This window comes from Paenibacillus sp. FSL R5-0517 (assembly GCF_037974355.1).
GTDB lineage: Bacteria > Bacillota > Bacilli > Paenibacillales > Paenibacillaceae > Paenibacillus.
The window spans coordinates 776,227-795,957 of the sequence record NZ_CP150235.1 but is presented as its reverse complement, the minus strand read 5'-3'; the positions used below and the strand labels follow the sequence as shown (position 1 = coordinate 795,957).

Annotated in this window: 17 protein-coding genes and 1 riboswitch; all 17 genes read right to left on the bottom strand. The window is 48.3% G+C overall.

Annotated elements, in window-relative coordinates; all coding sequences use genetic code 11:
- Positions 1-688: 688 nt before the first annotated feature.
- Positions 689-1,954 (bottom strand): phosphoribosylamine--glycine ligase, encoded by a 1,266-nt coding sequence (gene purD, locus MKX40_RS03685; protein ID WP_339239488.1) that lies wholly within the window; start codon positions 1,952-1,954, stop codon positions 689-691.
- 131 nt (positions 1,955-2,085) lie between these two features.
- A complete protein-coding gene (gene purH, locus MKX40_RS03680) occupies positions 2,086-3,633 on the bottom strand; it encodes a bifunctional phosphoribosylaminoimidazolecarboxamide formyltransferase/IMP cyclohydrolase (protein ID WP_339239487.1) in 1,548 nt (515 codons plus the stop codon).
- A 331-nt stretch (positions 3,634-3,964) separates the two neighbouring features.
- A complete protein-coding gene (gene purN / locus MKX40_RS03675; protein ID WP_339239486.1) occupies positions 3,965-4,582 on the bottom strand; it encodes a phosphoribosylglycinamide formyltransferase in 618 nt (205 codons plus the stop codon).
- Positions 4,582-5,622: a phosphoribosylformylglycinamidine cyclo-ligase gene (gene purM / locus MKX40_RS03670; RefSeq protein WP_339239484.1), complete on the bottom strand. Its 1,041-nt coding sequence runs from the start codon at positions 5,620-5,622 to the stop codon at positions 4,582-4,584. The genes purN and purM overlap by 1 nt, the downstream gene beginning before the upstream one ends.
- 129 nt (positions 5,623-5,751) lie before the next feature.
- On the bottom strand, positions 5,752-6,195 hold the full coding sequence (locus MKX40_RS03665) for an immunity 26/phosphotriesterase HocA family protein (RefSeq protein WP_339239483.1): 444 nt from the start codon (positions 6,193-6,195) through the stop codon (positions 5,752-5,754).
- Between the two features lie 3 nt (positions 6,196-6,198).
- Positions 6,199-7,677, bottom strand: coding sequence for an amidophosphoribosyltransferase (purF, locus tag MKX40_RS03660; RefSeq protein WP_339239482.1), 1,479 nt, complete (start codon positions 7,675-7,677; stop codon positions 6,199-6,201).
- On the bottom strand, positions 7,662-9,905 hold the full coding sequence (gene purL / locus MKX40_RS03655; protein WP_307414987.1) for a phosphoribosylformylglycinamidine synthase subunit PurL: 2,244 nt from the start codon (positions 9,903-9,905) through the stop codon (positions 7,662-7,664). The genes purF and purL overlap by 16 nt, the downstream gene beginning before the upstream one ends.
- Positions 9,883-10,572, bottom strand: a complete 690-nt coding sequence (purQ, locus tag MKX40_RS03650; RefSeq protein WP_036606071.1) for a phosphoribosylformylglycinamidine synthase subunit PurQ — start codon at positions 10,570-10,572, stop codon at positions 9,883-9,885. Before purQ ends, purL begins: the two co-directional genes overlap by 23 nt.
- 4 nt (positions 10,573-10,576) lie before the next feature.
- Positions 10,577-10,822 carry a phosphoribosylformylglycinamidine synthase subunit PurS gene (purS, locus tag MKX40_RS03645; RefSeq protein WP_017690695.1) on the bottom strand — a complete coding sequence of 82 codons (246 nt, stop codon included), beginning with the start codon at positions 10,820-10,822 and terminating at the stop codon, positions 10,577-10,579.
- Positions 10,823-11,524: 702 nt separating this feature from the next.
- Positions 11,525-12,400: a phosphoribosylaminoimidazolesuccinocarboxamide synthase gene (locus tag MKX40_RS03640; protein WP_339239481.1), complete on the bottom strand. Its 876-nt coding sequence runs from the start codon at positions 12,398-12,400 to the stop codon at positions 11,525-11,527.
- A 252-nt stretch (positions 12,401-12,652) separates the two neighbouring features.
- Positions 12,653-13,951 (bottom strand): adenylosuccinate lyase, encoded by a 1,299-nt coding sequence (gene purB, locus MKX40_RS03635; RefSeq protein ID WP_339239480.1) that lies wholly within the window; start codon positions 13,949-13,951, stop codon positions 12,653-12,655.
- Complete coding sequence (gene purK, locus MKX40_RS03630) at positions 13,948-15,150, bottom strand: 5-(carboxyamino)imidazole ribonucleotide synthase (RefSeq protein ID WP_339239479.1); 1,203 nt, start codon at positions 15,148-15,150, stop codon at positions 13,948-13,950. Before purK ends, purB begins: the two co-directional genes overlap by 4 nt.
- Positions 15,147-15,632: a 5-(carboxyamino)imidazole ribonucleotide mutase gene (purE, locus tag MKX40_RS03625; protein WP_017690699.1), complete on the bottom strand. Its 486-nt coding sequence runs from the start codon at positions 15,630-15,632 to the stop codon at positions 15,147-15,149. Before purE ends, purK begins: the two co-directional genes overlap by 4 nt.
- A 194-nt stretch (positions 15,633-15,826) precedes the next feature.
- A riboswitch (purine riboswitch) is annotated at positions 15,827-15,928 on the bottom strand.
- 270 nt (positions 15,929-16,198) lie between these two features.
- Complete coding sequence (locus MKX40_RS03620; protein ID WP_339239478.1) at positions 16,199-16,633, bottom strand: universal stress protein; 435 nt, start codon at positions 16,631-16,633, stop codon at positions 16,199-16,201.
- Positions 16,634-16,817: 184 nt separating this feature from the next.
- A complete protein-coding gene (locus MKX40_RS03615) occupies positions 16,818-17,081 on the bottom strand; it encodes a DUF1294 domain-containing protein (RefSeq protein WP_017690702.1) in 264 nt (87 codons plus the stop codon).
- Positions 17,082-17,218: 137 nt separating this feature from the next.
- Entirely contained in the window at positions 17,219-17,356 is a 138-nt protein-coding gene (locus MKX40_RS03610; RefSeq protein ID WP_278296959.1) for a hypothetical protein, read from the bottom strand.
- Between the two features lie 154 nt (positions 17,357-17,510).
- Positions 17,511-19,640 carry a DNA topoisomerase III gene (locus MKX40_RS03605; RefSeq protein ID WP_339239477.1) on the bottom strand — a complete coding sequence of 710 codons (2,130 nt, stop codon included), beginning with the start codon at positions 19,638-19,640 and terminating at the stop codon, positions 17,511-17,513.
- Positions 19,641-19,731 lie beyond the last annotated feature (91 nt).

Genomic DNA, 19,731 nt, shown 5'->3' with positions numbered 1-19,731 from the left:
TCCAGAGATAGTTACAGCGTGATCCGTTAACTGTGTTAACCATTCATCCGCTGTTAGTCTTTCAACACGACGTCTGCCTTATATAAAATCGATTTCAATGATAATTTTTGTATAAGTCTTACGTTTTGACCTTGTAAAATTACAAAACAGGAATTCAAGATGAAGTCAATGACTTGCAGAAACTTCTTCATTCAAATCGGGTTACCCCTCATGCTGTCAATTGTTCCTCGCTTAACTCCACCTAGATTCGCCATTTGGACAATTTACAATATCGCCTACCCAATAGATATCCACCTCCCCTCGTACTCATTCCTGTTTCCGAAAAGTATACCATGTTTCCCTCTCAACCATCCAGTTGCACGTTATGGTTTGGAACAAGGTTACAGTATAATGTTCACAAATTAGTCTCTATGTATGTTACGTACTTTATATAATATGAATAATATGGCCTTATAATGTGATATTGTTCACAAGTTTAGTATAGTCCGATTTCTAAAAATACTACCCTGTACCTCTGGGCATTAAACATCCTGAACATCCAGGTTTAATCCTGTTTCGTCTCTTTCCCCTATCTTTCACCTATGAACAAGTCCGATCGTTTACACAAGATACATCTATATACGAAGCAAAGAGCCCGCAGGATGCAAATACCTTTCCGGTACACATCTTTACGGACTCTTTGTTCATTCTATACCAGTGCTTTAGCAGCAATATCCGTCCGCTGATGTTTGCCATCGAACTGGATATGCTCCGCCTGTGCATAGGCTTTGTTTCTAGCTTCGGCAATATCAGCACCAAGGCCCACAACGCCCAGAATTCGTCCACCGTTGGTGACCCAGTCTCCTGCTTCATTACGCGATGTACCTGCGTGGAATACCACCGCATCATCCACATGATCCAGTCCTTCAATAACTACACCTTTGGCATAAGGACCCGGATATCCGCCTGAAGCAAGTACCACACATACAGCAGCTTCATCGCTCCATTCAATCTCAATGTCAGCCAGCTTGCCATGGACAGTTGCCCAGAAGATATCAAACAAATCACTCTTCAGACGCGGCAAAACAACCTGTGTTTCGGGATCACCAAAACGTGCATTGAACTCAATCGTTTTGGGTTTACCATCGGGCGAGATCATCAATCCGGCAAACAATACACCCTGGAATGGACGTCCCTCTGACACCATTGCTTTAGCCGTTGGTTTGATGATCGTTTCCACAGCCTCCTCAATAATGGAAGCCGGGATATGTGGCAATGGTGAATATGTCCCCATACCGCCTGTGTTTGGCCCCTGATCATTATCGAACACGGGTTTGTGATCCTGTGCTGCGGCCATCGGACGAACCGTTTCCCCATCAACAAAGGCCAGAATGGACATTTCTTGACCTGCCAGGAATTCCTCGATGATCACTTTCGCTCCCGCTTCACCAAACACTTTATCCACCATGATGCTGCGAAGTGCCTGATCAGCCTCAGCACGGGAATAAGCTACCGTCACACCTTTGCCCGCTGCCAGTCCATCTGCCTTGATGACAACCGGAATGGTTTGTTCATTCAGGTATGCTTGAGCCTGTTCGTAGTTATCGAATTTCTCATAGGCTGCCGTTGGAATGTTGTATTTGTGCAGCAGATCCTTCATGAACGTTTTACTTCCCTCAATCTCTGCTGCATTGCGACGAGGTCCGAATACCGGAATACCAGTGGAGTCAAATGCATCCACGATCCCATCCGCCAGCGGATCATCCGGACCAATAACCACTAATCCTACTTGAAGCTCTACAGCAAGAGCCGTTAGTTGATCGAATTCATTCACTGCAATCGCATGACACTCAGCGAGCTGAGCAATACCTGCATTTCCCGGTGCACAGTGAATCTTGCCTACCTTTGGACTCTTCGCCAGCGCCCAGATGATTGCGTGCTCCCGGCCACCGCCGCCTACTACCAGAATATCCATTCGCTCTGTTTCCCCCTCCGTGCATAACATTGTTTGTTACGCTACTGCGTATTGAACAACCTAAAAAATAGGGGGTGTACCATAAGTCATAAGTATGACTGGCGACACCCCTTATTTGAACCTTTTACGCTCTAGTGTTTGAAGTGACGAACGCCTGTGAAGACCATGGCAATTCCGTATTCATTGGCTACTTTGATGGATTCTTCATCTTTGATCGAACCGCCAGGTTGAATTACCGCTGTAATGCCGGCTTTTGCTGCCAGTTCCAGCGTATCCCCCATTGGGAAGAACGCATCCGATGCCAGAATAGCACCTTTTGCTTGCTCGCCAGCTTGCTCAATCGCAATTTTGGCTGCACCCACACGATTCATTTGTCCAGCGCCCACACCTACTGTCATGTCATTCGAAGCTAGTACAATCGCGTTGGATTTCACGTGTTTAACTACTTTCCAGCCAAACAACAGCTGTTTCAGTTCTTCTTCCGATGGTGCACGATCCGTTACCACGTTCAGTTCGCTCGCTTCGATGGAATGTACATCGGACTGTTGTACGATCATACCACCGTCGATGGAAGTTACCACGAATTGGCTCTCCCGTTTACGAGCAGCGTTCAGTTCACCCGTTTTGAGCAAACGAATGTTTTTCTTCTTCGTCAGGATATCGAGTGCCTCTTGCGTAAAGTCAGGAGCAAGCACGATTTCCAGGAAAATCTCGCTCAATTTGCCCGCTGTATCGCTATCGATAATGCGGTTGGCTGCCACAATTCCACCAAAGATGGACGTTGGATCTGCAGCATATGCCTTGCTGTAAGCTTCATAGATACTTGCGCCAATGCCTACGCCGCATGGGTTCATATGTTTAACCGCGACAACCGCAGGCTCTTCAAATTCTTTCACAATCTGCAATGCTGCGTTTGCATCGTTGATGTTATTGTAAGACAACTCTTTGCCATGCAATTGCTCGGCTGTTGTCAACGTATCTTGAGCAGCCAGCGGTTTGCGGTAGAATGCCGCCTGCTGGTGTGGATTTTCGCCGTAACGCAAATCCTGGAGTTTTTCGTAAGTAACCGTCAGACGCTCTGGTAATGGATCACCATTCAGGTTGGAGAGATAGTCAGAAATAACTGCATCGTAAGCCGCTGTATGGCGGAACACTTTTGCCGCAAGCCGTTTGCGTGTTTCGAGAGTGGTATCTCCATTGCTGCGAACTTCTTCAAGCACCTGCCCATAATCTGCTGTGTCAACAACGACACTAACAAAAGCATGGTTTTTGGCAGCAGAACGAAGCATGGTAGGACCACCGATATCAATGTTCTCGATCGCGTCTTCGTATGTTACGTCCGGCTTGGCGATAGTATCTTGGAAGGGATACAGGTTCACGACAACGAGGTCGATATAATCCAGTCCGTTCTCTTCCATCTGGCGCTTATGCTCTTCGCTGTCACGAACAGCCAGCAACCCACCATGCACTGCCGGATGCAATGTTTTGACACGTCCGTCCATAATTTCCGGGAATCCGGTCACATCCGAAATTCCGATGACAGGTACGCCTTCCTTCGACAACAGGCTGCTTGTACCTCCTGTCGAAATAATCTCCACACCCATTTGCGACAGCTCGCGGCAAAAGTCCACGATGCCTGTTTTATCCCATACGCTGACCAACGCTCTTTTGATACTCACAATATGCTCCTCCTTTAATGTCCCATAGCTTCGCGTTTCCTGACGAAACACAGCCGATTTATTTCCCGAGAAATATCACAAAATGCGTACCAATATTCGACTTCTGTTATATAAGTGGAACTAAGATGTTTACACAGGACACTCCGATGACAGAACAACCTTCTAATCGCTGTTATCCAGATTTTTTGATTCCCTTTTCTTAAAGGGAAAATCCGGTGATAAGCCTATGCTTCCGAAGCAGCTTTCTTTCAGAAAGCTCTTAGGCGAACGCTTCGCTTTTTCAGGTTTCTTCTGTCCTCTTCGTTAATGTGTAAAAAAATTTCAACTTATATCAAACCGGTTTGTTAACAGTGACGTGACGCCCATCCAATTGAACCAGCCCTTGAGCGAACCAAGATACCACTTCAGGATATAGCTGCTGTTCGGCCGCATGAATGGCTTTGCTGATCGTTTCAGGCGTATCCTCTGGCAGAATGGGAACCGGATGCTGGGCAATAATCGGGCCAGTATCCATACCTCCATCTACGAAATGCACAGTCACACCCGTCACTTTCACACCATACTCAAGTGCTTGTCCAATCGCATCCTTGCCTGCAAATGCCGGCAGCAAGGACGGATGAATGTTAACCAACCGCCCTGCGTAACGATCCACCACAACCGAAGTCAACAATCTCATATATCCGGCAAGAACGACCAAGTCGATCTCTTTGGATTCTAGCACTTCCACGATCTCAGCCTCATAGGCTTCACGGGAAGCATAATTTTTCGGAGTAAACAGATGACAATCCACGCCTGCATCCTGTGCCCGCTGCACAACACGTGCAGACGGTTTATCACACACGAGCAGATCTACGGATGCATTCAGCCCACCGTTCCGTACTGCATCGACCAATGACTGAAAGTTAGTCCCTTCACCCGAGGCAAATACAGCTATGCGGTAGTTCGCCATTAAACATCCGCTCCCGTGAAGGTTACTCGCGCGTCTCCTTCAGTAACACGTCCAATGATGTACGCTTCTTCACCAGATGCTTTCAGTTGTTGCAGTGCTTCCGTTGCATCTGCTTCATTAACGACCAGTACAAGCCCAACACCCATGTTAAAGGTGGTGAACATGTCACGGTTCGAGACAGATCCTTTTTCCTGTAACAGGTTGAAAATCGGCTGGATCGGCCAAGAGCCGTAGTTAATATCCACATTCACGTTGCTCGGCAACATACGTGGGATATTCTCGATGAAGCCACCACCTGTAATGTGTGCCATGCCTTTTACTTTTACCTTTTCCAGCAGGGACAACAGGGGTTTAACATAGATTTTCGTAGGTTCCAGCAGGGAATCCCCCAGCTTACCGCCCAGTTCCGCTACTTCATCATGCAGATCAAGTCCCGCATCTTCCAACAAAAGTCTGCGTACCAGCGAGAATCCGTTACTGTGTACACCGCTAGAGGCCAATCCAATCACAGTGTCGCCAGGGGTGATGGTTGTGCCGTTGATGATCTTCGCTTTGTCCACGATACCTACCGTGAATCCGGCAATATCGTATTCGCCTTCACTGTACATGCCCGGCATCTCTGCCGTCTCGCCACCAATCAGCGCACAACCCGATTGGTGACAGCCTTCAGCGATACCCGCAACAATAGCTTCGATCTTCTCAGGGATAACTTTGTCACATGCCAGATAGTCAAGGAAGAAGAGTGGTTCTGCACCCTGTACCACAATGTCGTTCACACACATGGCTACCGCGTCGATTCCGATCGTGTCATGACGATCCATCGCAAATGCAATCTTCAGCTTGGTACCTACGCCATCCGTACCGGATACAAGCACTGGCTCATCGTATTTATCTTTGTTCAAACCGAACAGGGCACCGAATCCACCCAGATCTGTCATCACTTCCGGACGGAAGGTACGCTTCACGTGTTTTTTCATCCGTTCAACCGCTTCATTACCTGCCGCGATATCGACGCCGGCCTTTTTATATGCTTCGGACACAACCATCACACCCTTCATATCTTATAAAAATTGAACCAGCGTATTAACACGTTCCCCTTCGATGACTGGACAACCTTTCGATTGCCGTTATCTCCAGATTTTATCGTGTCAATGTTAAGTCCAACCTACCTATCCTTGCTCCATCTCTAACAGATGGTTTTGTACCAATTCAAATCCGGCTACGCCGAGCGTATTAAACTGACTATACTCTTCTATCGGGAGGTTACGAATGTACTCATCACCGCAGTATAAATGTCCGGCACACTGAAACACTTTCAGCTTTTCCTTTTCGGGCGTCAAAGGTGTGTTACCCACGATCCTCCACGATCCGTTTCGGATATTGGCCGGAGAAGTAAATATGATGTTGCTTCTACGCTTCCCAAAGGAATAGAAGAGAAATTCGCCATCTTCCAAACTTACGGTTTCGTCACGCTGAATGCTCATCACGCCGAACGAAAATGCCTTTTTGAAACGGCCTTTAAGTGCGCATACCACCTGGCATACCGCAAATCGGCCGTCCTTCATCGGAATCAGGAACACGTCACCTTCGTTATAACTCTTTCTCATCCGCATGGATTAACAGCTGCAGCCGAATTTCTCTTCGCCGCCAAAGTCGAGACGGGTTGGGTAATCATTATCAAAACATGCGAGGCAAAGTCCGCCCTTGGGATCATCCTGATTATCTCCCTGAATGGATGCAATCAGTCCATCCGGACTGAGGAACGACAGAGAATCCGCATTAATTTCACGGCAGATCTCTTCCACCGACAGCTGTGAAGCGATCAATTCGCGGCTGTCCGGTGTATCGATGCCATAGAAACAAGGGTTTTTGAAAGGTGGCGATGTAATGCGTACATGAACTTCCGTTGCTCCTGCATCACGCAGCATGTTCACGATCCGGCGGGAGGTCGTTCCCCGTACAATCGAGTCGTCAATCATGACCACACGTTTGCCTTCGACAACACGACGCACAGCGCTCAGCTTCATCTTCACGCCCTGCTCCCGCAATTCCTGGCTTGGTTGGATAAACGTACGTCCGGTGTATTTGTTCTTAATCATACCCATCTCATACGGAATACCCGTTTGCTCCGCATAACCAATGGCCGCTGAGATACTGGAATCTGGTACCCCCGTAACCAAGTCCGCATCTACAAACGACTCAATCGCCATCCGGCTTCCCATCCGTTTACGGGCAGCATGCTGATTCGCACCATTCATATCACTATCTGGACGTGCAAAATATATATATTCCATCGCACATAATGCCTTGCGGTGTTTGTGATGATCAAAGCGATCTTCGTGCAGACCATCGGCATCCAGTACAAGCAGTTCACCGGGTTCAATATCACGAATTAACTCTGCGCCGATTGTTTCCAGTGCACAAGTCTCGGATGCAAACAGATACGCATCTCCCAGCTTACCCATCGTCAGCGGACGTAGTCCGTGTGGATCGGAAGCCACGAGCAACTTGTCGTTGGTCATGATCAGAAACGCATAACCGCCGACAATGCGCTGGAATGCCTCTTTTGCTGCTTCCACAAGCCCTTTGGAGGAACGTGCAATCAGATGCGCAATAACCTCGGTATCACTTGTTGTTTGGAAAATGGAACCGCTCTGCTCCAGCTCACGCCGGATCGTTGGTGCATTTACAATGTTACCGTTGGTCGCTACTGCCAGATCGCCATCACGGTATTTAAACACCAATGGCTGTGCATTCGTCAGTTTACTGTCACCGCTTGTTGAATACCGGACATGCCCAATGGAAATATCCCCGGTTAACGTCTGCATCAGGTCTTTGGTGAATACTTCTTTCACCAGACCCATGCCACGATGATAGTTAAACTGGCTGCCATCACTCACACACATGCCCGCACTTTCTTCGCCCCGATGTTGCAGCGCATGCAGTCCATAATAGGAGAGCGAAGCCGCGTCAGGGTGTCTGAACACCCCGAACACGCCGCATTCTTCCTTCAATTTGTCGAGTCCTTCCTTGCCGGACCCTTCATTATAATAATCGCCTGTCCACAACGGTCCTGTCATCAGTTCATGAGACATGGAATCGCATCCTCCCAGACCTGAGCCAAACCTCCTACAGGTTCGCTCACGGCTGATGTTCCGTTCAGTTCAATCGTCAGGTTACTTCCTTCTACACGTCCAATCACAGCTACAGGTACACCACGCTCACGTACAAATGCTTCAAGTTTACCCGCTTGCTCTGGCGTAGCCGACAACAAGATACGGGATTGGCTCTCACTGAACAGGGCGTGATCTGCACGCAGTGCAGTCTCCACATTCACCTGTGCGCCTACATTACCGCTGATACAAGATTCTGCGAGTGCTACAGCCAGGCCACCTTCAGACAAGTCATGTGCCGAGCGAACAAGACCGGATTGAATAGCTTCCAGCACGGTGCTGAGCAACGCTTTTTCCGTTTGCAAGTTCAGTTCTGGCGGACGACCTTCCGTCTGACCATGAACCGCGTATTGCAGCTCGCTGCCGCCGAGTTCAGCTTTGGTCTCACCGAGGAGGATGATAACATCACCTTCGGATTTGAATGCTTGTGTCGTGATATGATCCGTATCATGAACGAGACCTACCATACCGACAACTGGCGTTGGATAGATGGAGCCTTTGGCGTTTTCATTATACAGACTTACATTACCACCGATGACCGGCGTATCCAGCACACGGCAAGCTTCTGCCATACCGTCTACCGCTTTCTCCATTTGCCAGAAAATATCCGGCTTCTCCGGGTTACCGAAGTTCAGGTTGTCCGTGATCGCCAGTGGCTCAGCACCAGAACATACAATGTTACGCGCAGCTTCACTTACGGCAATCCGTCCACCAACTTCAGGATCAAGATACACATAACGTCCATTACAGTCCGTTGTCATTGCGAGACCTTTGCGTGTGCCACGAATCGTAACTACGGCAGCATCCGACCCTGGACGAACGGCAGTACTTGTACGCACCATGTAATCGTATTGATCATACACCCATTTTTTACTCGCTACGGTTGGTGAAGCCAGCACTTGTTTCAGCGCTCCACCGAGATCCGACACTTCGTCGTAACGAAGCGTGTCGATGGAAGCACTTTGCTCATAATAAGCAGGTACAGAAGAAGGTTTGTCATAGACTGGACATTCGTCAACCAGTGCCGTTACTGGCATATCTCCAACCACTTCGCCGTGGTGGATCAATTTCAGACGACCATCATCCGTTACTTTACCAACTTTGGCACAGATTACGCCCCAACGTTCAAAGATTTCCATCGCCTGTGCCTCATCCTTCGGCTCAACGACGAACAACATGCGTTCTTGGGACTCAGACAACATCATCTCGTAAGGCGTCATGCCTTCTTCACGTTGTGGTACCTGATCCAGATACAATTCCAGACCGTTACCCGCTTTACTTGCCATCTCTGCACTCGAACATGTCAGACCCGCAGCACCCATATCTTGAATTCCGAGCACGATGCCCGTGTCGATCAATTCCAGACAGGATTCCATGACCAGTTTCTCCATAAACGGGTCACCGACCTGAACCGCTGTCCGTTGGGACTCGGATTCTTCCGTCAGTTCAACCGATGCAAAGGTTGCTCCATGAATACCATCTCGGCCTGTTGGTGGCCCTACATAATAAACCGGGTTCCCTACACCTTTAGCTACGCCGCGCTGAATTTTGTCATGATCAATCAGACCCACACACATCGCGTTAACCAGCGGATTGCCTTCATAGCTCTCATCAAACATCACTTCGCCTGCAACGGTAGGAATACCGATACAGTTACCGTATCCAGCAATACCCGCTACAACATGTTCGAACAAATATTTAACGCGATCGCTCTCCAGCTTGCCAAAACGAAGGGAGTTCAGTAATGCAACCGGTCTTGCGCCCATGGAGAAAATATCACGGATAATGCCGCCCACACCTGTTGCCGCACCTTGATAAGGCTCAACCGCGGAAGGATGGTTATGGCTTTCAATTTTGAATACAACAGCCTGGTTATCACCGATATCCACGATACCAGCACCTTCACCAGGTCCCATCAGGACACGTGGTCCAGTGGTTGGGAAACGGCGCAGCAATGGCTTGGAGTTTTTATAAGCACAGTGCTCGGACCACATTACACTGAACACACCAATTTCTGTGTAGTTTGGCTTGCGCCCCATGAACTCACAGATCAGCTCATACTCGCTGTCAGATACGCCCATTTGTGCGTAAAGTTTATGTTCTGCGACCTGTTCTGCTGTCGGTTCCTTAGCGGATAGCTGCTGCGTCATGCCGATCCCTCCATGCTTTCAAAATAGATGTAAACATACGTTTGCCGTCTTCCGAACCAAACAGTGAATCCACTGCACGCTCTGGGTGCGGCATCATGCCGACCACGTTTCCAGCCTCGTTACAGACTCCTGCAATATCACCTAGGGAACCGTTCGGGTTGGTACCATACGTAAATACGATCTGGTTGTTCGCTTGCAGACTCGCTAGCGTCTCTTCGTCGCAATAATAGTTGCCTTCACCGTGAGCAATCGGGATGATAATCTCTTCGCCCGGTGCATAGTCACGTGTAAATGGTGTATCTGCATTCGCCACTTTCAATACCGTATCGTGACAACGGAATTTCAGGGAAGTGTTACGGATCAACGCGCCTGGAAGCAATCCTGCTTCCGTCAGGATCTGGAATCCGTTGCAAATACCCAAAATATATTTACCTTGTTCAGCAGCTTTCGCTACCTCGTTCATTACCGGTGCAAAGCGGGAAATCGCTCCACAGCGCAAGTAGTCACCATAAGAGAAACCACCTGGAACTAAAATACAATCATAAGCCGAAAGATCTGTAGCCGTGTGCCATACATAATCAACCTCTTGTCCAATCGCATCTTCCACTGCCTTGTAACAGTCGATGTCGCAGTTGGAGCCAGGGAACACAAGAACTGCAAATTTCATGAGATTAACCCTCCAATTCGTAGCGGTAATCTTCAACAACGGTGTTGGCCAGCAGCTTTTCACACATGACTTTCAAACGTTTCTCCGCTTCCGCACGATCTGTTGTATCCAGGTTGAGTTCCATGACTTTACCGATCCGTACACTTTCCACTTCGTTGAATCCCATGGAATGCAGGGCTCCTTGAACAGCTACGCCTTGCGGGTCGAGTACGCTTTGCTTAATAGTGACATATACGGTTGCTTTGATCATGATCCTTATGTTCCTCCTCAGTAATGAACGGGATAAATGCTTTACGCTGTTAAAAATGGGGTGTGGAGCTTGCTCCGGAGCGGATTGTTCTTCCGGTCGCTTGTTGTCCCCAGGTTTTTTTGGATTGTTTTGGCCCGCTCTGCGGTCAAAACCCGGGGACAAAGGCGAACGCTATCGCTCCTTTAAGAACAATTCCGCCCCTACGCTAGTCCATGCGACGTTTTTTAAAGGCCTAAACCTTTTACGTTGCACGGTGTGTAATGGTCTAGTGCTTGCTCCCAGGCGGATTGTTCTTTCCGGTCGCTTGTTGTCCCCAGGTTTTTTGGATTGTTTTGGCCCGCTCTGCGGTCAAAACCCGGGGACAAAGGCGAACGCTATCGCTCCTTTAAGAACAATTCCGCCCCTCCGCTAGTCCATGCGACGTTTTTTAAAGGCCTAAACCTTTTACGTTGCACGGTGTGTAATGGTCTAGTGCTTGCTCCCAGGCGGATTGTTCTTTCTGGTCGCTTGTTGTCCCCAGGTTTTTGGATTGTTTTGGCCCGCTCTGCGGTCAAAACCCGGGGACAAGGCGAAACCTATCGCTCCTTTAAGAACAATTCCGCCCCTCCGCTAGTCCATGCGACGTTTTTTTTAAGGCTTAAACCTTTTACGTTGCACGGTGTGTAATGGTCGAGACTGACCATTACGTGAAAACAATTAAATTTATTGTGCCGTTAGACGGTTATAAATATCGACGTATCTGGCGGTTGTTGTTTCAACTACGGCTTGCGGGAGTGGATCCGGTTTGCTGTTCTTATCCCAATCCGTTCCGGCGAGATAGGTGCGTACTGGTTCTTTATCCATGCTATCGATCTCGATGTCGAGTTCATAATTCTCTTTGGCCCAGAAGCGTGAAGCATCAGGGGTGAAGATTTCATCAATCAGGATGACCTTGCCATCCACAATGCCGAACTCGAATTTGCAGTCTGCCAGAATGATGCCACGCTGATCACAGTAATCACGAGCGAATTCGTACAGGCGCAGGCTTTTTTCCTGAAGCTCCATTGCAAGTCCGTCGCCCACCAGTTCTTTCATGCGATCCATCGAAATGTCCTCGTCATGCCCTACATCATTTTTGGCTGCCGGGGTGAAAATGGGAACTTCGAGTTTGGCGTTCTTGCGCAGCCCTTCAGGCAGTTTAATGCCATTTACTTCACCGCTCGTCTCGTATTGTCTCCATCCACCACCAGTGATGTATCCACGCACGACACATTCAATATCAATGCGTTCTGCTTTGCGGGTTACCATGATGCGGTCTTTGAGCAATTCTGGGTCTGTGACGAGATCACCCAATTTGTTCACATCGGTATGAATCACGTGATTCTCCATCATGCTGCCTGTCAGTTCAAACCAGAAACTGCTGAGCTTGTTCAGTACGTTTCCTTTCTCGGGAACTGCCGGGTCCAGCACATAATCAAATGCCGAGATTCGGTCGGTAACCACGATCAGAAAATGTTCACCCAGATCGTACAATTCACGTACTTTTCCTTTATATAACAGAGGTGCTTTAACGAGATCTGCCGCAGTGGACAGTGCCATGGGTTCACCTTCTTTCAGGAGATGTAAAGTATACGTCCAATTCCCCTCATCACGCGGGGCCACTCCGAATACAGAACAACCTTCCGATCGCTGTTATCCCCGGATTTTTCTGATCCCCTTTCTCAAGGGGAAAATCCTGTGATAAAGGCGAGCGCTTTGCTTCTTCAGGTTTTTTCTGCCTTCTCCGTTCCAGCGTGAACACATAATTAACCTATACTTTTAGGGAGTAGACTAATTCAAAGCCTTAATATATTAGTCGTTCAAACCTAGTTTTTTGAAGATGGTGTCTACGTGCTTCAAGTGCCATGACGGGTTGAACGCATCTGCGATTTCCTCTTCGTTCAGTACTTCCGTGATTTCCGGAGTGGATTTCACGATATCTTGGAACTGACGTTGTTCTTCCCATGCTTGCATCGCACGTGGTTGAACGGTATCGTATGCTTGCTCACGGCTGAAGCCTTTGTCGATCAGCTTCGTCATTACACGGCCAGAGAATGGCACGCCGAAGGTGCGCTCCATGTTGCGTTTCATGTTCTCAGGGAATACCGTCAGGTTCTTCACGATGTTACCAAAACGGTTCAACATGTAGTTCAGCAACATCGTTGCATCCGGCAGAATGATACGTTCTACAGAAGAGTGCGAGATGTCGCGTTCATGCCAGAGCGTTACGTTCTCGTATGCCGATACCATATGTCCGCGAATGACGCGGGACAAGCCAGAGATGTTTTCACTACCGATCGGGTTACGCTTGTGCGGCATCGCGGAAGATCCTTTTTGACCTTTAGCAAAAGCTTCTTCCACTTCACGGAATTCACTCTTCTGCAGTGCACGTACCTCTGTTGCGAACTTGTCCAGGGACGTTGCGATCAATGCCAGTGTAGCCATATACTCCGCGTGACGGTCACGTTGCAATGTTTGAGTGGAGATTGGCGCAGGTTTCGTGCCCAGCTTCTCGCAGACAAATTCTTCGACAAATGGATCGATGTTCGCGTACGTTCCTACTGCGCCTGAGATTTTGCCGTATTGTACGTTGTCTGCTGCATGACGGAAACGCTCCAGGTTCCGTTTCATCTCTTCATGCCACAACGCCATTTTCAGTCCAAATGTTGTTGGCTCTGCATGTACCCCGTGCGTACGTCCCATCATTGGTGTGTGCTGATAAGTCAGTGCTTTTTCACGAAGAATTTCAATGAAATTCACGATATCCTTCTCCAGAATCTCATTCGCTTGACGCAGTACATAACCCAGAGCCGTATCCACGACATCTGTGGAAGTCAGTCCGTAGTGCACCCATTTCCGCTCCGCACCCAGACTTTCAGATACCGTACGTGTAAATGCGATTACGTCATGACGTGTTTCCTTTTCAATCTCATAGATGCGGTCGATGTCAAAAGATGCGTTCTGACGAAGCAATGCTGCTTCTTCCTTAGGGATTACACCCAGTTCGGCCCACGCCTCACATGCACATATTTCAACTTCCAGCCACGATTGGAATTTGTTCTCTTCGGTCCAGATGGCTCTCATTTCGGGTCTGCTATAACGTTCAATCATGAATTTGTATTCCTCCAGAGGTTAGTTTGTTCAATCCATTGCAATCCTTCTTCAACATCCTGACAAAGCAGATTCACATGCCCCATCTTACGTCCTGTTTTCGCTTCGGTTTTACCATATATGTGAAGCTTGGGAATCACACCGAGTTCGATCGCTTCTGCATCAGGTTGCCCTGTTCTGGCGATAATGCCTTCCAGATGCTCTCCAAGCACATTGACCATAACGACTGGGCTCAATAACGAAGTGTCCCCAAGTGGTAATCCGCAGATCGCACGGATATGTTGTTCGAACTGAGAAGTGGCACAAGCTTCCATCGTATAGTGACCGGAATTATGTGGTCTTGGCGCCAGTTCGTTGACATACAGTCTTCCATCCGCCGCCACAAACAGTTCCACTGCCAGCAGCCCGACAGCCTTCATCGATTCTGCTACCGCTGCTGCCAGCTTTTGCGCTTCAATCTGGATGTCTGCAGCAACTCTAGCCGGTACAATGGAAGCATGCAAAATGTTATTCACATGAATGTTCTCCGCTGGCGGGAACGTTTTGATCTCTCCATTGGTACTGCGCGCTACGACGACCGAAATCTCGCATTCAAACTTGATGAATTGTTCCAGCACCAGTTCCGCACCTGTAGCTGCGAGCTCTTCATACGCAGCCACAGCCTCCTTCGCCTCTCGGATTACGCGCTGGCCTTTGCCATCGTAACCTCCAGTCACCGTCTTCAGTACACAAGGCACGCCAAGTTCACTTACAGCAGCAAGCATCGTATCCGCACTAGTGATCTCACGATAAGGCGCAACTCTTACTCCAGCGGCTTCAATTGCACGTTTTTCACGTAATCGATGTTGTGTGGTGTACAGCAACGCACTTCCTTGCGGAACGTAGGACTCACGCTCGAGCAGTCCAGCGACTTCTGCATCCACATTTTCGAATTCATACGTAATAACATCACATTGCCGAGCCAGTTCAAGCGCAGCTTTGGCATCGTCATATCCCGCTTCAATCTGACGAGCAACTTGACCACAAGGCGCATCCGAAGCGGGATCAAGGGTAACAAATCGATACCCCATTGCCGTTCCTGCGAGCGTCATCATACGTCCCAGCTGTCCGCCTCCAAGAATGCCGATGATTGTTTTCCCCGGTAGCAGGACATTTTTCAGTTCTCCTGCTATGCCGGATTGGTTCGCGGCTCTACTCATAGTTCTTCACTGCTTTCGAGTACTTCTTGTTTGATGCGCTCTCTTCGAGCTTCAGAGCGACGTTGGACATCCGGGTCAAAAGCACCGATCATTTGAGCTGCCAGCAATCCTGCATTCGTTGCCCCTGCCTTCCCAATCGCTACAGTTGCGACGGGAATACCACCTGGCATCTGAACAATGGACAACAGGGAATCGAGACCGTTCAATGCTTTGGATTGAACCGGTACGCCAATGACTGGAAGCATCGTTTTGGCTGCAACCATACCGGGTAGATGTGCTGCCCCGCCTGCGCCTGCAATGATCACCTTGAATCCTCGATCAATTGCTTGCTCTGCGTATTCGAACATCAAATCCGGTGTACGATGGGCGGAGACCACTTTTTTCTCATATCCAATTTCCAGTTCGTCCAACACCTCGCACGCATGTTTCATCGTTTCCCAATCCGACTTACTGCCCATAATTACAGCGACTTGCAGTGACATGAATACATCCAACTCCCGTCTGAGCTTTTTTGATTACATCTGACCAATAAGAAACTCTTATTACATGTGAAATGAAAAAATCCGCTACCCGCGAAAACATCACATTTTCTTCGGACACCGGACTCCAAGAAATACGTATCCCTCATTTGGGCATGCCAAAAGGGGGCTTGCTGTCCGCATCTGGTTGCATGCGACTCTCAGCCGTATCTCCTCGTAGTCCGGAAATTTACGGTTCCCGGGTAGATACTTCCGGGCCCTATTCCCGGCGTTATACGAGCAAATATCTATCAAACTATTTTTGTTCATTTTTGTAATCTATTATTACACATTTCGTTCCTACTCGACCTTATTCTTACCTGATCGACACATCTAACATTTTAACAATCCCCTACAGCTAATGTCAACTTAAAGACGAACATTTAACATATTGACAAATATAATGTTCGGGAATTGCTTCATTAAATTCGGTTAGACATCCATTTCATCCCATAAAAGAAAGCCGGCTCCTCTTCAATCTCTCGAAGGCAACCGGCTTCCTGCTTTTCAGTGCGTACACACTGCATCCATTATTTTACGATCAGTACTGGAACCTGAGCATGCTGCACCACATTGTGACTGACACTCCCCAGGACAAATTCCCGAATTCCACCGAGTCCGCGGCTGCCAATAATAATGATATCCGAATCATTTTCTTTGGCAAAATCAAGCAACACTTCCGCAGCCGCTCCTTGAATCAGATCTACATTGGCCGTTACACCAGCAGCCTGAAGTCGTTCTTTCGCTTCATCTGTTGTTTGCACCGCCAAATTGTAGTAGTCATTATTAAGTGAAGGTGGCAGAGGCGCCAATCCCTCACCGATGAATACACGCGGGAAATCAAAAGCATGAATGACATCCAGTACAGCATTCGGGGACACTTTGGCTAGCTCAATTGCACGATCAAGTGCTTTATTTGAAGCTTTGGAACCATCATAAGCCACTAATATTTTGGAGAATAACATGTGAATCCCGTCCCTTCCTTTATATGTAGAGCACGCGAAGCAAGCTTCGGTCTGACATCCATTAAACTAATATAACCATATAACTCCTTAAACGTACCGGAGCCACAATGAACCATTTATACGAATGAATTTACATATAAATCCTTACGGTGACGATGAACGATTACGCATTTGTTCCAAGTGTTCATTGAATAAAATAACCATAGATTACCGCATTCAGGAACAATAACAACGGAATGCCAATGGTGAAGCTGGGATGTTTGGTCTTATGCCTTTTCCGATACATCGCGATCCAGACTCCCAAAGCACCGCCAATAAAAGCAAGCAAGAATAACGTCCGTTCGGGTGTACGGTCACGACGCTGTTGTGCACGCCTCTTATCATCCGACATCACCAGATAACCCACTACATTAATAAATAAAAACCACAATATAAGTCCGGTTTGCATATAATTCTAGCGATCCCCCTGTCCCGGGACATCTCCCTGTCTCCATTATAGTCCTCATTAGAGACATGTTCAACGCACCGGTGGGGAACCGCAAGTATTTTGCGAGGCACGCGTTAAGATCGACAGTTTAGATAATTTTAGGACTCCTGCTTAGGAATACCGTTCAGACTGGGTACTCTTTTGGCTGCTTTGGCTGGACGAACATCGATGTTTTCTTCCCTAATGCTATCTTTGTTCTGCTGGTTATGGATCTTTTCGGGTTTGTTGTGCGGCATATGGGTATCACCTCCTTGGCTTACGTTGCCTGAAAACAGAGGATCTTATACCCCATCACATGGTTGATTAGGTACACACGCAGCAATCACTTTCCATAGCGCCAGTTATTCGCAACTAGCGTTACATGAGATCTGCCCTAACTCAGAGCTTGCTCTACTCTCCCTTTTTCTCCATAGCCGCCTTCAACAGCTCTCCAAGGTTAGACCCAATGGACTCCTGCTTCGCATATTGTTTCACGAGTTTTTGCTGATCGCGTTTGTTCACATGCTGTTTGTCTTTATTCAATGTTTCTGTAATACCACAAGGCAGACATTGCACGTATAGCCCCGCTTTGCCTTCTTTGATTTCCATCTTTTTGTGGCACTGCGCACAACGACGATTGGACAATCTTTTCTCGGCCGAACGACGATATCCACAGTCCTCCGTAGGACATACAAGGAACTTGCCGCGCTTGCCCTTCTTCTCCAACAATCGCGCATTGCAGTCAGGGCAGTGGCTATTGGACACATTATGTGGCTTGTATTCTGCTTTGCTGCCTTTTACCGTTGACACCAGCTCTTTGGCCATAGAACGAATGCTGTCCAGGAAAGGGCCTGGCTGTCCTTGCCCACGAGCGATGCGCTCCAGTTCAGCTTCCCAGCGGGCAGTCAGATCCGGTGTACGCAGCTGCGGAGCAGCCAGTTCAATTAACTGTTTTCCTTTGCCGGTTGGATGCATGCTGTTGCCTTGACGATCTATCGTATCGGAACTGACCAGCTTCTCAATAATATCCGCCCGTGTAGCCGGAGTGCCGAGTCCATGCTTTTCCATCTGGGAAAGTAAAGCGGCTTCGGTATACCGTTTGGGCGGCATCGTCCGTCCACTTTTAATATGGCAACGCTGAACCGTCACGGACTGTCCTTGCTGCACATCTGGCAAAAGAGTGCGCTCATGGTCTGCTGCATCGTCAGCACGGTCATCGTCGTCATCGCTGTAATCACCGCCGTATACTTCGCGCCATCCACTTTCTTTCACCGTTGTACCTTTGACATGGAAGGAATCATTCCCCACTTGAACCGTGATTGCAACCGAATCGTACTTCGCTGCCGGATAGAACAGGCTGATAAAACGACGTACAATCAGATCGTACAATTTGCGTTCCTCCGGGTTCAATTGATTCAGAAGTACCGTTTGCTCCGTGGGAATAATGGCATGGTGATCGGTCACTTTGCTGTCATCCACAATACGTTTGGTGATATTCAGATTTTTACGCAGCAAAGGACGTGCCAGAGACGCATAAGGTCCAATGGCTACACTGTCCAGACGTTCTTTCAAAGTAGCTGTCATGTCGGCAGTCAGATATCGGCTGTCCGTACGTGGGTACGTCACAAGTTTGTGCTGTTCATATAGACGTTGCAGGACATTTGAGGTTTGCTTTGCCGAGAAACCATATTTCCGGTTGGCATCCCGCTGCAGTTCCGTCAGGTCATATGCCAGTGGATGTGGCTCTACTTTCTCACTTTTCTTCACTTGGGCAATCGTGCCCTTGCGCCCGTCTACCCGTTTCTTCAATTCTTGCATTTCTTGGGGGTTGAAAATGCGTGAATCTCCCCCTGCTGCCCGCCACACAGCCTGAAAATCGCCTAAATCTGCCGTTAACGTCTCATACTCCTGAGAGCGAAACCCATTAATTTCATTTTCTCTATCCATAATCATGCCCAAGGTCGGCGTTTGCACCCGTCCAGCAGACAACTGCGCATTGAAACGAACAGTTAGCGCACGAGTCACGTTAAGTCCAATCATCCAGTCGGCCTCTGCCCGGCAACGTGCTGATTCATAGAGACGGTCGAACTGACTGCCTGGCTTTAGCGAAGCAAATCCGTCTTTGATCGCCTTATCTGTCTGAGATGAAATCCATAGACGTTTGAATGATTTTTTCCACCCCGCCATCTGCATGATCCAACGGGCCAGCAATTCACCCTCACGGGCCGCATCTGTGGCAATGACCAGCTCGCCCACATCCTGACGTTTCATCAACTGCTGTACGGCTTTATATTGATGATTGGTCTCTTTCAGTACCTTCAGTTTCGTACGCTCTGGCAGAATCGGCAAATCCTCCAGATTCCATGTGGCATACTTCTTATCGTAATCCTCTGGCTCAGCTAATCCAACCAGATGCCCCAGCGCCCAGGTAACGATATATTTCGGGCCTTCCATATAACTTTTATGTTTATCACGCGCGCCCATAACTCTGGCTATTTCGCGTGCTACAGATGGTTTTTCTGCGAGTACTAATGTCTTCACTTCATATCTCTTCCTCTCTGGTAGAACGTTATGTCTCTTTTATTCCTATCTTTTCATTATATCATCTCGCACTAAAGGTATGCTCTGTGAT

Coding starts and splice junctions, on each gene's coding strand:
- purD (WP_339239488.1), bottom strand. CDS start 1,954: ATGGATATTCTGGTAGTAGGCGGCGGTGGCCGGGAGCACGCAATCATC.
- purN (WP_339239486.1), bottom strand. CDS start 4,582: ATGGCGAACTACCGCATAGCTGTATTTGCCTCGGGTGAAGGGACTAAC.
- MKX40_RS03665 (WP_339239483.1), bottom strand. CDS start 6,195: ATGCGGATGAGAAAGAGTTATAACGAAGGTGACGTGTTCCTGATTCCG.
- purF (WP_339239482.1), bottom strand. CDS start 7,677: ATGTCTCATGAACTGATGACAGGACCGTTGTGGACAGGCGATTATTAT.
- purL (WP_307414987.1), bottom strand. CDS start 9,905: ATGACGCAGCAGCTATCCGCTAAGGAACCGACAGCAGAACAGGTCGCA.
- purQ (WP_036606071.1), bottom strand. CDS start 10,572: ATGAAATTTGCAGTTCTTGTGTTCCCTGGCTCCAACTGCGACATCGAC.
- purS (WP_017690695.1), bottom strand. CDS start 10,822: ATGATCAAAGCAACCGTATATGTCACTATTAAGCAAAGCGTACTCGAC.
- MKX40_RS03640 (WP_339239481.1), bottom strand. CDS start 12,400: ATGGCACTGTCCACTGCGGCAGATCTCGTTAAAGCACCTCTGTTATAT.
- purB (WP_339239480.1), bottom strand. CDS start 13,951: ATGATTGAACGTTATAGCAGACCCGAAATGAGAGCCATCTGGACCGAA.
- purK (WP_339239479.1), bottom strand. CDS start 15,150: ATGAGTAGAGCCGCGAACCAATCCGGCATAGCAGGAGAACTGAAAAAT.
- purE (WP_017690699.1), bottom strand. CDS start 15,632: ATGTCACTGCAAGTCGCTGTAATTATGGGCAGTAAGTCGGATTGGGAA.
- MKX40_RS03620 (WP_339239478.1), bottom strand. CDS start 16,633: ATGTTATTCTCCAAAATATTAGTGGCTTATGATGGTTCCAAAGCTTCA.
- MKX40_RS03615 (WP_017690702.1), bottom strand. CDS start 17,081: ATGCAAACCGGACTTATATTGTGGTTTTTATTTATTAATGTAGTGGGT.
- MKX40_RS03610 (WP_278296959.1), bottom strand. CDS start 17,356: ATGCCGCACAACAAACCCGAAAAGATCCATAACCAGCAGAACAAAGAT.